The sequence below is a fragment of the Corallococcus exercitus genome (assembly GCF_003611585.1).
In the GTDB taxonomy this organism is placed as follows: domain Bacteria; phylum Myxococcota; class Myxococcia; order Myxococcales; family Myxococcaceae; genus Corallococcus; species Corallococcus exercitus.
The window spans coordinates 1-12,205 of the sequence record NZ_RAVW01000300.1 but is presented as its reverse complement, the minus strand read 5'-3'; the positions used below and the strand labels follow the sequence as shown (position 1 = coordinate 12,205).

Annotated in this window: 12 protein-coding genes; 3 read left to right on the top strand and 9 right to left on the bottom strand. The window is 71.0% G+C overall.

What is annotated here, in order from left to right; translation table 11 throughout:
- Positions 1-288: 288 nt before the first annotated feature.
- From D7W79_RS29445 to D7W79_RS29435, 3 genes are read right to left on the bottom strand one after another with little or no spacing between them, the layout of a single operon-like run.
- Positions 289-783: a DUF2243 domain-containing protein gene (locus D7W79_RS29445; protein WP_120528704.1), complete on the bottom strand. Its 495-nt coding sequence runs from the start codon at positions 781-783 to the stop codon at positions 289-291.
- Positions 780-980: a hypothetical protein gene (locus D7W79_RS29440; protein WP_120528703.1), complete on the bottom strand. Its 201-nt coding sequence runs from the start codon at positions 978-980 to the stop codon at positions 780-782. The genes D7W79_RS29445 and D7W79_RS29440 overlap by 4 nt, the downstream gene beginning before the upstream one ends.
- Before the next feature lie 24 nt (positions 981-1,004).
- A complete protein-coding gene (locus D7W79_RS29435) occupies positions 1,005-3,341 on the bottom strand; it encodes a PQQ-dependent sugar dehydrogenase (protein ID WP_244222032.1) in 2,337 nt (778 codons plus the stop codon).
- 294 nt (positions 3,342-3,635) lie between these two features.
- Between D7W79_RS29435 and D7W79_RS29430 the strand changes: the two genes are divergently transcribed.
- The 3 genes from D7W79_RS29430 (at position 3,636) to D7W79_RS29420 (ending at position 7,648) form a co-directional block, all read left to right on the top strand.
- Positions 3,636-4,265 carry a GNAT family N-acetyltransferase gene (locus D7W79_RS29430; RefSeq protein ID WP_120528701.1) on the top strand — a complete coding sequence of 210 codons (630 nt, stop codon included), beginning with the start codon at positions 3,636-3,638 and terminating at the stop codon, positions 4,263-4,265.
- A gap of 158 nt (positions 4,266-4,423) precedes the next feature.
- On the top strand, positions 4,424-5,950 hold the full coding sequence (locus tag D7W79_RS29425; RefSeq protein ID WP_244222031.1) for a CocE/NonD family hydrolase: 1,527 nt from the start codon (positions 4,424-4,426) through the stop codon (positions 5,948-5,950).
- Positions 5,951-6,040: 90 nt separating this feature from the next.
- On the top strand, positions 6,041-7,648 hold the full coding sequence (locus D7W79_RS29420; protein WP_120528699.1) for a DUF2339 domain-containing protein: 1,608 nt from the start codon (positions 6,041-6,043) through the stop codon (positions 7,646-7,648).
- 24 nt (positions 7,649-7,672) lie between these two features.
- On the opposite strand, the gene D7W79_RS29415 is transcribed toward D7W79_RS29420, so the two are convergent.
- The 6 genes from D7W79_RS29415 to D7W79_RS29390 form a co-directional block, all read right to left on the bottom strand.
- Entirely contained in the window at positions 7,673-8,104 is a 432-nt protein-coding gene (locus D7W79_RS29415; RefSeq protein WP_120528698.1) for an excinuclease ATPase subunit, read from the bottom strand.
- Positions 8,105-8,121: 17 nt separating this feature from the next.
- Positions 8,122-9,360, bottom strand: coding sequence for a beta-ketoacyl-ACP synthase (locus D7W79_RS29410; RefSeq protein WP_120528697.1), 1,239 nt, complete (start codon positions 9,358-9,360; stop codon positions 8,122-8,124).
- The gene (fabG, locus tag D7W79_RS29405) at positions 9,357-10,088 is read right to left on the bottom strand and encodes a 3-oxoacyl-ACP reductase FabG (protein WP_120528696.1); all 732 of its coding nucleotides are present in this window, start codon (positions 10,086-10,088) and stop codon (positions 9,357-9,359) included. The genes D7W79_RS29410 and fabG overlap by 4 nt, the downstream gene beginning before the upstream one ends.
- On the bottom strand, positions 10,081-10,548 hold the full coding sequence (locus D7W79_RS29400) for a hotdog family protein (protein WP_120528695.1): 468 nt from the start codon (positions 10,546-10,548) through the stop codon (positions 10,081-10,083). The genes fabG and D7W79_RS29400 overlap by 8 nt, the downstream gene beginning before the upstream one ends.
- A complete protein-coding gene (locus D7W79_RS29395; protein ID WP_120528694.1) occupies positions 10,545-11,723 on the bottom strand; it encodes a beta-ketoacyl-ACP synthase in 1,179 nt (392 codons plus the stop codon). The genes D7W79_RS29400 and D7W79_RS29395 overlap by 4 nt, the downstream gene beginning before the upstream one ends.
- Before the next feature lie 5 nt (positions 11,724-11,728).
- On the bottom strand, positions 11,729-12,205 hold a 477-nt coding region (locus D7W79_RS29390), incomplete at its 5' end, for a DUF3261 domain-containing protein (RefSeq protein ID WP_147442114.1).

Sequence of the window (12,205 nt, the reverse complement as noted above, 5' to 3'; positions counted from 1 at the left end):
GGACTTCTCCGCGGGTGCGGTGGATGCGCACGCGGTGATGAGCGCGGACGCGCAGACGCCGAGCGTCATGCGCGCGGCGCCAAACGGCGGTCTGGAACGGAACGACATGGAGGCTCCTGGATGTGCCCGAACGGGGTGGCGCACTCTGGCGCACGCGGGCGCGTCGCCAACAGCGCAAACGGCGGTTTCATCCCAGCCATTGCGTTCCAGGCGCCAATTGCGCTCCCGGTCCTGGCTTGAACCCCGGGACGATGGCGCGGTGCGGTGTCGTCCTCCAGGCTCAAGGGCTCAAGGCGGGGCGGCGGCCCCCCGGGGCGTGACGTCCTCACGGCCCGCGCGGATGAGCGCGCCGCCCGCGAGCAGCAGGGCCAGCCCGAAGAGGAGGAAGCCCACGTCCCAGGCGGTCTGCGAAGGGCCGGTGCGCACGTGGTGCACGCCCAGGAGTTGGTGGTCGATGAGGCCCTCGACGACGTTGAAGAGGCCCCAGCCTCCCAGCAGGCACCCGGCGAAGGTGCGCGTGGACCACGGCACGTCCGTCCTCAAGCCCGCGCGCCAGAGCAGCACCAGGCCGCTGAAGGTCATGAGCCAGGTGAAGGCGTGGAAGAGGCCGTCCCAGAACATGTTCACCTTGGCGTTCACCAGCGTGTCCGGCGGCAGGTGGCTGGAGAGCATGTTGTGCCATTGCAGGAGCTGGTGCAGGAGGATGCCGTCGACGAAGCCGCCCAGCCCCACGCCCAGCATCACGCCCGCGGAGAGCAGCGGCCCCCGGTGCATCGGGCTCATCGCTCACGTCCCAGGAAGTGCAGCGGCGCCACGACGCACAGGACGACGCCGAAGGGCAGCAGGGTGATGGCCAGCCGGCCCCAGAAGTGTTCGTTGAAGATGCCGGCCTCCACCGCCGGGCGGCATGTCTCGCAAGCGAACACCGCGCTGCTCGCAAGCAGCGCGGTCTGGAAGGTGAGCGCGTTGAACCGTCGCATGCGCGCAGTGTCCTTCCCCCGGCTTCAGCGGGTCCAGCGGAGCCCGGCCACGGCATCGCCCCCGTGTTCGTAATACTCCATGACCACCGTGTGCTCGCCGGCGCTCATCCAGCGGCCCACGACGAAGCTCGTGGTCGACTGGTCCCTCCACGCGTCGATGATGCGCGAGCCGTCCACGAACACGCGGACGCCGTCATCCGCCTGGGCGAGGAAGTAGAACAGGCCCGGCACGAAGTAGAACCGTCCCGTCCAGCGCACGGAGAAGTCGTCGGGCCCCACCTCCGGCACGGGGCTGCCCGTGCCCCAGAACTTCGACAGCGGCGCCGCCTCGCAGCGCACCCGCGCGGGGGCGCCCTCCAGGTCCCGGTTGCCGAAGTACTCCGCCCGGTACTGTCCGAGCGGGCACTCCATGGGGGCGACGGCCTCGAAGGTGGCCGTGTAGCTGGCGTCGCTCGAGCCGGCCTGGATGACGTGCTCCGCGGCCCCTGCGTCCGACCACTCGCGGAACTCGAAGACGCCTTGCGGCGACGGAGCGCCCACGGTGTGCGAGGAGCCGGCGATGACAGCGCGGATCCGCGGCGCCGGTCCGCTCGTGCCGTCGAACACCAGCTCCAGCCCCGGCGGTGACGTCTGGAGCGTCACCTGCACGAGCTGCGGGTCCACGGAGATCTGCCGGCTGCTCGTCAGCCCCGTCGAGTTCATCGCGGTCAGCTTGATGTCGAAGTGCACCTCGTCTCCATGGTCCGGGACGGTGAAGGCGCCGGTCGCGCCCGTGCTCGTGGAGTACGGATGGGTGTGGCAGGTCCCCGCCGTGCAGTGGCGCAGCGTGATGGTCCACCTCAGCCGGTCGCCGGGGATGGGGCCCTCGGTGGGGTCCACCGCGGAGCCCGAGTAGGTCACCACGTCGCCGACCTTGAAGCGGTACGTCGGCGAGGGCGAGTCGATGGTCACGACCGGGAGCGCGTTGCCCACGGTGACGCTCACGGCGGCGGAGTGGCTGCCGCCGCGCCCGTCGCTGACGGTCAGCCGGGCCACGTAGAAGCCGGTCACGGCATACGTGTGCTCCGGGGCGGGAAGCGTGGACACGGGGGAGCCGTCCCCGAAGTCCCAGCGGTACTGGAGCGCGTCCCCGTCCGGGTCGCTGGAGCCCGCGCTGGAGAAGCGCACGAGCAGCGGAGGCTCACCCCGTCGCGGCGTCGCCGAGGCCACCGCCGTGGGCGGCGTGTTGCCCGCCGTGTAGCGGATTCGGCGCAGCTCGCCCGCGAGGATGTCCACGTAGAAGGGGTTGGAGTCCGGTCCGATGCCGAGCTCGACCAGCCCGCCCACCCCGGTCGCGAACAGCGTCACGCTGTCCGGCACGAGCTGATCATTCGCATCCACCCGGAGGGTGCGGATCCACTGCTGGGAGTAGTCGCCAAAGAAGTAGGCGCCCTGCCACGTCTCCGGGAACGCGGTGCCCGTGTAGAAGAAGCCGCCCGTGGCCGTCTGGCCGACGCCGTGGTCCCAGGAGTACAGCGGAGCCCTCACCGCGGCGGGCCCCCGGGCGTAGAGGGCCTGGCAGACGGGCTTGGGTTCATAGCCGTGCTGGCGGAAGGGGCCCTCGTAGCAGGGCCAGCCCAGGTTCGCCCCCGGCGGCGCGACGTTGATCTCCTCGTAGGTGCTCCAGCCGACGTCGCCCAGGTAGGGCGTGGAGGTGCCGGGGCGCAGGCTGAAGCGATAGGGATTGCGCAGCCCCAGCGCCCACACCTTGGAGCGGTTGGCGCTGGCATCCCCGTTCCAGAACGGGTTCGAGGCCACGCCCTGGCCGGTGCGGGTGATGCGCAGCACCTTGCCCGCGAGTGAGTCCAGGCTCTGCGCCCGCAGGGCGTCGTCATCGACGGCGTCGAAGCTGGCTCCATCGCCCGACGTCACGAAGAGGGTGCCGTCCGGCGCGAAGCGAACGCTGCCCACGGAGTGCGAGGCGCTGTCCGAGGGAATGCAATCCGCGCCCGCGGGAAAGTCATTGCAGGAATTGCCCACGGTGGTGCCCAGCAGCACGACCTCGCTCGCGGGCGAAGCCATGTCCCCCTGGGCGGTGTAGCGCGCCAGCCGCGACGTCTTGGGGCCGGAGTCATCCGTGCCATCGTCGTCGTAGGTGTAGAGCAGGTAGATGAAGCCATTGGTGGCGAAGTCCGGATCCACCGCGAGCCCCAGCAGCCCGCGGTCATGGTGCGAGTTCACCCGCGCGCGGATGTCGATGAACGGCACGGGCTGGAGCACGCCGTCCTTGAAGAGCCGGACCGCGCCATCCTTCTCGGCGATGAGGATGCGTCCATCGGGAAGGTTCGCGAACGTCGTCGGGTACTGCAGGCCCGCGACCACGAGCTCGGAGGAGAAGCCTGCTGGCAGGGTGAGCGGGGCCAGGGGCGGGGCCCCGGCTCCTGACCACCCGCCCAGACACAGGGCCAGCAGGACAGCGAGGCAAGGCGGACAGCGTCGCGGTGACAGCATGAAAGCATCCCTCCAGGGCGGGAGCGTCCGGGATGCGGGAAGCTGGCAATGCGCGTCCCCTTGGCCATCCCGCCCCCGGGCCCCGGGTGGCTGTCCGCCAATGCGCGAAGAGAAGCGGGCCGGGAATCGGCTACGTTCAGGGATGGAGCCCTTCCAGGGGGACGCATGACTCCGACCGCCTTCCGTCCTGCATACACAGTCCAGACCGAGCACACCGTGCTCCGCTGCTGGTCACCGTCCGAGGCCGGGCTGGCACTGCGCGCCATCGAGGCCAACCTGGAGCACCTGCGTCCCTGGATGGAGTGGGCGAAGCGCTACCCCATGACCGTGGCGCAGCAGGCGGGGCAGCTGCGCCGGATGCGCGGGCTGTTCGACCTGGGACAGGACTTCGCCTACGGCGTCTTCAATCGCGACGGCTCCGAGGTCCTCGGCGGCACGGGGCTGCATCCCCGGGTGGGGGAGGGCGCACTGGAGATCGGCTACTGGATTTCGGCCAGCCACACGGGCCGGGGGCTCGCGACGGAGGTCGCCGGAGCGCTCACCCGCGTCGCCTTCGAGGTGGAGGGGGTGCGCCGGGTGGAGATCCACTGCGATCCCCGCAACGTGCGCAGCGCGGCGGTCGCCCGGAGGCTGGGGTTCGTCCACGAAGGCACGCTGCGACAGCGGCTCGTCGCACCCGACGGCGTGCTCCGGGACATGATGATCTGGACCCTGCTCGCTGACGCATACCCGACAAGCCGTGCCGCCGCGAATCCCATCGAGGCTTTCGACGTGCTGGGACAGAAGCTGCTTTGAAATAACAAACATCGCGCCTGGTTTGGAATCCTGCTTATTCCTGTCCGCGTGTTGACTCGGGAATCAACGCATCTCATATTGGCGGCGCGTCAATTACCCGCCGCCCCCGAGGTGTCTCAATGACGTTGAAACCCCCTGCGTGGTGCACGCGTCTGCCCGTGGTCCTGTTGTTCCTGCTGCTGCCGCTCACGGGCATGGCCCTGCCGACGACGGGCTTCCGGTTCGTCGACATCCCCATGAGCGACGGCACCGTGCTCAAGGCCAACTACATCGCGCCCACCACGCCGGGCCCTCATCCGGCCGTGGTCTTCATCTCGAGCTGGGGGCTCAACGACCTGGAGTACCTGGCCCAGGCCAACGCGCTGGCGCAGAAGGGCTACGTGGCGCTCTCCTACACGCCGCGCGGCTTCTGGGCGTCCGGCGGTGGCATTGATACGGCGGGACCCGCGGACATCGCGGACACGTCGCGCGTCATGGATTGGATGCTCGCCAACACGACCGCGAATCCCTCGCGCATCGGGCTCGCGGGGGTTTCGTATGGCGCCGGCATCGCGCTCATCGCCTCCGGCTTCGACCCGCGCGTGAAGGCGGTGGCGGCGCTCTCCGGCTGGTCGGACCTGGTGGCGTCGCTGTTTGGCGGAGAGACGCGGCGTCCGCAGGCGGTGGCGCTGCTCGACCTCGCCGCGACGCTGCTGGGCCGGCCCAGCCCCGAGCTGCGCACGACCCTCAACAACTACTTCGCCAACCAGGACATCGAGTCCATCAAGGCCTGGGGCCGCGTGCGCTCGGCGGCCACGTACATCAGCCGGATCAACGCCAACAAGCCCGCCATCCTGATGGCCAACGCCTACGGCGACAGCCTCTTTCCGCCCAACCAGCTGGTGTCTTTCTACGGCCAGCTCACGGGCCCCAAGCGGCTGGAGTTCGCTCCGGGTGACCACGCCGTCGTGGAGGCCACGGGCCTGCTGGGCCTGCCCAATGGCGTCTGGACCAGCGTGACGCGCTGGATGGACCAGTACGTCGCGGGCGTGGACACGGGCATCGCCGGCGAGGCGCCCGTCGTGCTGCGCACCTACGACGGCGACGTGGAGGGCTATGCGTCCTGGGCCCAGGTCTCCCGGAGCTCGCAGCGCTACGGCCTGGGCGCCATCCGCCTGCTGGATGGCACCGGCACCCTGGGCGGCTCGCCGACCTCCGGCGGCTCGCGGGTGGTCTGGTCCGGCTTCGACACCTCCGCCGACGCGGGCGTGGCGCTCTTGACCAACGGGCTCCAGGCGCTGACCGGCATCCCGCCCGTGGTCTGGCTGCCGGGCGTGAACCGCCTCAACGCGGGCGTCTGGACGTCGTCCACCACCCTGAGTGGCCTCTCCATCCGTGGGTCGGCGTCCCTGCGCGTGCGCGTCACGCCGTCCACCGCGTCGGGCACGGTCGTCGCCTACCTGTACGATCTGCTCGGCGACTACGGCGGCCTCATCACCCACGTGCCCCTGTCCTGGAAGGGCGCCACGCCGGGCGTGCCGCTCGACCTGGATCTGGTGTTCCCCGCCACCGCGTACGACGTCCCCGTGCTGCACCGGCTGGCGCTCGTCGTGGACACGGAGGACCCGCTCTACCTGGACGCGAACAGCACGGGCGCGACGGTGTCGCTCGGCGGGCCGTCCTGGTTGGACCTGCCGCTGCGCTGAAGTCCACCGGAGCAGGGACGGGGACGCGCGTGACAGGCGCCCTCCGTCGTTCCAGGGGGCCGGCCCGGTGTGTTAACGCTCCCTGCGCCCATGGGAACCGCCGTCTCGGAACGCACCCGCGTCGCCCTGCTCGTCCTCGTCGGCGGCGTGGTGGCCCTGCTGCTGTCGCACCATCCCTCCATCCTGTCCGGGCTGCGCCTGGTGCAGGGGGACGAGGGCGACGTACGCTTCAACCACTACATCCTGGAGCACGGCTGGCGCTTCGTGTCCGGCGACCCGGCGCACGCGCGCTTCTGGGATCCGCCGATGTTCCACCCCGAGCCCAACGTCGCCGCGTACTCCGACGTGCTCCTGGGCGTGGCGCCGTTCTACTGGGTGTGGCGCGTGCTGGGCCTGGGCGCGGACCTGTCGTGGCAGGCGTGGACGCTCACCATGGCCGCGCTGAACTACGCCGCGGCGGTGTGGCTGCTGCGGCGCGGGTTCGGCCTGCGCGCCTTCCCGGCGGTGGTGGGCGCGGTGCTCTTCACGGCCGGCGCGCCGCGCATCAACCAGCTCAACCACCCGCAGCTGGAAGGGCAGTTCTTCGCGCTCCTCGCCGTGGGCGCGGTGGTCGCGCTGACGCGGCCGGAGACGGACCGGCGGCGAGGGGTGGCCTGGGCCGCGCTGCTGGTGGGCGCGTTCGTAGCGCAGCTCTACGCGGGCTTCTACTGGGGCTGGTTCCTCTTCTTCTTCCTGCTCCTGGCGTTCATCGCCGGGCTCGTCTTCAAGGACACGCGCGGCCCGCTGCTGACGGCGCTGCGCCGCCACCTCCCGGCGCTCGCGGGCTTCGGCGTCCTGGGACTGGCGCTGCTCGCGCCCCTCGTCCTGCACTCGCGCCAGGCCATCGGCACGGTGGGCCTGCGCACCTTCAGCGAAGTTTCACCCATGGTGCCGCGCATCTGGAGCTGGTTCTTCCTGGGGCAGGACAGCTGGCTGTACGGCTGGACGAACGGCTTCTCCAAGTTCCAGCGCATGCCCGTGGCGTGGGAGCACCGGCTGGGCTTCGGCTTCGTCACGCCGGTGCTGGCGGGCATGGGCCTGTGGCAGGCGCGCTCACGGCCCGCCGTGCGGTTGCTGCTCGTCGTGACGGTGGCCACCGTGCTGCTCGCCTCGCGCTACACGGGGGGCTTCACGCCCTGGTGGCTCGTCTTCCACGGCGTGCCCGGGGCGGCGGCCATCCGCGCGCTGGCGCGCATCGGCATGTGGCTGCTGGTGCCCGCGGGCGTGGGGCTGGCGCTGTACCTCCAGCGGCAGTGGGACTCCGGCCGCGTGGCGCTGGCGGTGGGGCTGGGCGCGCTGTGCCTGCTGGAGCAGGGCCTCACCGGCGGCGTCTACGACCGGCACGAGGCCCGCGCGGACGTGGAGGCGGTGGCCGCGCGCATCCCGCCCGGCTGCGCGAGCTTCTTCTACGCGCCGACGTCCGGCGAGGCGCAGGAGTGGAAGTACACCCTGGACGCGGTGTGGGCATCCATGGAGCGCGGCGTGCCCACGGTGAATGGCTACTCGGGCAACTACCCGCAGGGGTGGAAGCTCCAGGACAACCGCCGCTTCACCGCGGAGGCCGCCGCGCGCATCGACCGCGACCTGGAGGCCTGGATGCGCTCGCGGAACCTGGCGCCCGCGAGCGTCTGTCGCATCGAGGTGCCGGCGCGGCGGTAGCGGCCGCCGCGCCCGGGCCCAGCGCTACTTCGCGATGGTGGCGTAGTCGCCCTTGAGCGCGACGCCCGTGACGAAGCTGCCGGCGTGGCACTCGATCTCGGTGGCGCTCTTGCCCTCCACCTTCTTGTAGTAGCTCACGATGTGGACCACCGCGTTGGCGCCGTTCTTCTTCGCGCCCTCCTGCAGGGCGATGAGCGCGGAGAGGGCGGCCCACTTGCAGGCGTAGTCGTCGGACTTCCCCACGCCGTTGGTCTTCTTGTTCGTGGTGTCGCTGCCCAGCGTCTTGAGCACGTTGGGCGTCTTCGCGCCTTCCAGGTAGAACTTCACCGTTCCGTCCAGCTTCTCCTTGGCTTCCGGCAGGGCCAGCACGTCCGCCAGCTTCACCTTCGTCACGGTGTCGCGCGCCAGCGCGGGGGTGGCGGCGGTCAGGGCCAGCAACAGGAGGGCTTTCTTCATCGCGGGGTCTCCAGGCATCAAGGCCAGCGGCGGAAGATCAACGACGTGTTGATGCCGCCGAAGGCGAAGTTGTTGCTCATCACCAGGTCCGTCTGCAAAGCACGTCCCTCGCCCATGACATAGTCCAGGGGCGCGCACTTCGGATCCACGGAGTCCGCCGTCAGGTGCAGCGTCGGCGCGAACCAGTCCGAGCGCATCATCTGGATGCTCATCCACGCCTCCAGCGCGCCGCAGGCCCCCAGCGTGTGGCCCATGTAGCTCTTGAGGCTGGAGATGGCGACCTTCTCCCCGAACACCATCTTCGTCGCCGCGCTCTCCGCCACGTCGCCCGTGTCCGTCGCCGTGCCGTGCGCGTTGACGTAGGGGATGGCGGACGCCGGCACGCCCGCGTCCTCCAGCGCCAGCCGCATGGCCTCCGCCATGGTGTCCGCGTTGGGCTGCGTGACGTGCCGCCCGTCGCTGTTGGTGCCGTACCCCAGCAGCTCCGCGTGGATGGTGGCGCCGCGCGCCTTCGCGTGCTCCAGCTCCTCCAGCACCAGCGTGCACGCGCCCTCGCCCAGCACCAGCCCGTCGCGCTGGGCGTGGAAGGGGCGGGGGGACTGGTGCGGCGCCTCGTTGTGCTTCGTGCTGGTGGCGAAGAGGGTGTCGAACACCGCCGCGCCCGTGGCGTCCAGCTCCTCCGCGCCGCCCGCGAGCATCGCCACCTGGCGGCCCAGCTTGATGGCCTCGTACGCGTAGCCGATGCCCTGGCTGCCGGAGGTGCACGCGCTGGACGTGGTGACGATGCGGCCGGTGATGCCGAAGAAGACGCCGATGTTCACCGCCGCCGTATGGGACATCATCCGCAGGTACGTCGTCGCGGTGATGCCCTCCGTCGTCTTGTGGGTGATCATCTTGCCGAAGTCGCCCATGTTCTCCGGCGTCCCCGCGGAGGAGCCGTAGGCGATGCCCATCTTCCCCCCCTTCACCAGGGGGTCGCCCAGCAGGCCCGCGTCCTGGAGCGCCAGCTCGCTGGCCCGCGTCGCCATCAGCGCCACGCGGCCCATGGTGCGCGTCGTCTTGCGCGAGTACGCGGACGGCGGCAGCTCAAAGGGCAGGGCAGGCGCGCCCAGCCGCGTGTTCAGGCCTTCGTATTCCTTCCAGGGCTCCATCACCTGGACGGCGTTCTGACGCGCACGCAGCCGCGCCTCGACCGTCTTCCAGTCGTGTCCCAGGGGGCTCAGCGCACCGACTCCGGTGACCACCACGCGCTTCATCCGATCATCCCCCCGTTCACCGAAATCACCTGCCGTGTGATGTAGCCCGCGTCCTCCGCCATGAGGAAGCTCACCGCGGCGGCGACCTCCTCGGGCCTGCCCATCCGGCGGGCGGGAATGATCTTCATCGCTTCCTCCACCACTTCCGCAGGCACCATCTCCGTGTCGATGAGGCCCGGCGCCACGCAGTTGACGGTGATGTCGCGCTTGGCCAGTTCCACCGCCAGCGCCTTCGTCGCGCCGATGATGCCCGCCTTCGCGGCGCTGTAGTTCACCTGGCCCCGGTTGCCCATGAGCCCGGACACGGACGCCAGCGTGACGATGCGGCCCGGCTTCTTGCGGCGCACCAGCGGCATCGTGAGCGGGTTGAGCACGTTGTAGAAGGCGTCCAGGTTGGTGTGGATGACGCTGTCCCACTCGTCGGCCGTCATGGCGGGGAAGGCATTGTCGCGCGCGATGCCCGCGTTGCACACCACGCCGTAGTAGCAGCCGTGGGCCTCCACGTCGGCCAGCAGCGCGGCCTGCGTGCCCGCGCGGTCCGCGACGTCGAACTGGAGCACGCGCGCCTCGCGGCCCGCCTCGCGCACCTGCGCGGCCACGGCGTCCGCTTCGTCGCGCTTGCTGCGGCAGTGCACCACGACGTCATAGCCGTCGCGGGCCAGGCGCAGCGCGATGGCGCGGCCGATGCCCCGGCTGGAGCCCGTCACCAGCACCGTCTTGTCACCCATCTGTGTTGCCCCTTCCCAGGTCCTGCCCCGGTTGCGGCTCGTAGACCGTCAGCGCCGCCGTGGCCACCTTCTCCGTGCCCACCGTGAGGGTGCAGTCGAACTGGCCCAGCCCGTTGTCCGCGGAGAACTGGCGGTGGACCTCCACGCGCAGGCACTCGCCCAGCTTGAAGACGGGGCGGCTGCATTCGTAGCGGCGCGTGCCCAAGAGGAAGCCCACCCGGGGCATGCCGCCGCGCCTGCGCGCATGCCACCCGGCCCAGGCGGCCACGGCCTGCGCCATGTACTCGATGCCCACCCAGCCGCCCACGGCGCCGTCGGCGAAGAAGAGGCTGTCCTCGCGCACGGTGACCTCCGCGACCAGGGAGTCCGTGTCGCCCTCCAGGGCGCGGTCGAGCAGCCGCATGCGCCCCTCGTGGGGCACCAGCGCCTCGATGGGCTCGTTGATGACGATGCGCATCATGCGCGCTCCAGCACGAGGGCGGCGTTGCTGCCCCCGAAGGCGAACGAGTTGCTCAGCACGCGCTGGACCGGGCGCCCCAGCGCCTCGCCCGGCTTCACCAGCGACAGCGCCGGAATCGAAGGGTCCACGGCCCCGTCCCAGAAGTGCGCGGGCAGCCGTCCCTCCGGGTTGTCCACCAGCGTGACGTACGCGAACGCCGCCTCCAGCGCGCCCGCGGCCCCCAGCGTGTGGCCGGTGAGCGGCTTGGTGGAGCTGGCCTTCACGTCCGGCCCCAGCAGCGCGTGCACCGCGCGGCTCTCCATGGCGTCGTTCTGCACCGTCGCCGTGCCGTGCAGGTTCACGTAGTCCACCTGCTCCGCGGAGACGCCCGCGCGCTTAAGGGCCTCCTGGATGGCGGCCATGGCGCCCTTGCCGCCGGGCTCCGGCGCGGAGATGTGGTGCGCGTCGGAGGACTCGCCCCAGCCGGACAGGCGCACCGGCCCCGGCTCGCGCGTCATCAGGAAGAGCGCCGCGGCCTCGCCGATGTTGATGCCGTGGCGGTGGGCGCTCATTGGGTTACAGCGCTCCTCGCTCACGGAGTCCAGCGCGCGGAAGCCCGCGACGGTGAAGCGGCACAGCGAATCCACGCCGCCCGTCAGCACCGCGTCCACGGTGCCCGCGCGCAGCATCCGCGCCGCGCTGGCCAGGGCCTTGGCGCTGGAGGAGCACGCGGTGGAGATGACGTAGGCGGGGCCGCCCGCGCCCAGCACCTGCGTGAGCGCCAGCGCCGGGGAGCCCAGCTCCTGCTGGTGCAGGTGGAAGCGCGAGGGCAATTCGCCCGTGGCCAGGTGGCTGACCATGGCGACCTCGCTCTCGCCGATGCCGGAGGTGCTGGTGCCCAGCACCACCGCCACGCGCGCGGGGCCGAACCGGGCAATGGCGGCGTCCACGGCAGGGCGTATCTGCTCCAGCGCGGTGAGCAGGAGCGCGTTGTTGCGGCTGTGCTGCGAAGGGGGCAGGGCGTCCTGGGCCGCGAGCGGGGAAGAGACGACGCCCAGGTGCAGCGGGCGGTCCGCGAACCCGTCATGTGAAGCAACGCCGGAGACGGTGTCCGCGAACAGGGCCCGCGCCACCTCCTGCTTCCCGGAGCCCAACGCGCAGACGAGGCCCAGCTGATTGAGGAAGACAGGAGACATGGGTGTCACTCGTCCGCGACGTGGGACTCGATGGTGAGCTGGTAGTGCTCGGACAGGTTGGTGAGCTGCGTGCGCCCTTCCCAGCGCGGCTGCCCATCGTAGCGCACCGTCACCCATTCCCTGCCGTTCTTCGACAGGGACCGCTGTCCCGGCCCATCCTCCAGCGTCCAGCCGGCGGGCAGGGCGGCGCGCACGGCGTCGGCCGGCCAGTAGACGAGCTGCACGTCCCGGAGCACCAGGGCGGAGTTGAACTGGGCAGGGAGGCGAGGGTCCCGCTCCTCGTCCAGGGTGGCGCCGTCCCAGCGCAGCGTGAGGATGCGGTGCCCCATGGCCAGCCCGGCCAGCCGCAGCTGGGCCGGGTCCACCTCCATCAGGGCCTCCAGGGAGCGGGGGCCGCCCGGGTCCTGCTCGTGCGCGAACACCAGCCGCTGCGCCAGGCTCACGGACGCCCCGAGGGCGGCGGGGGCCAGGCGCAGCTCCGG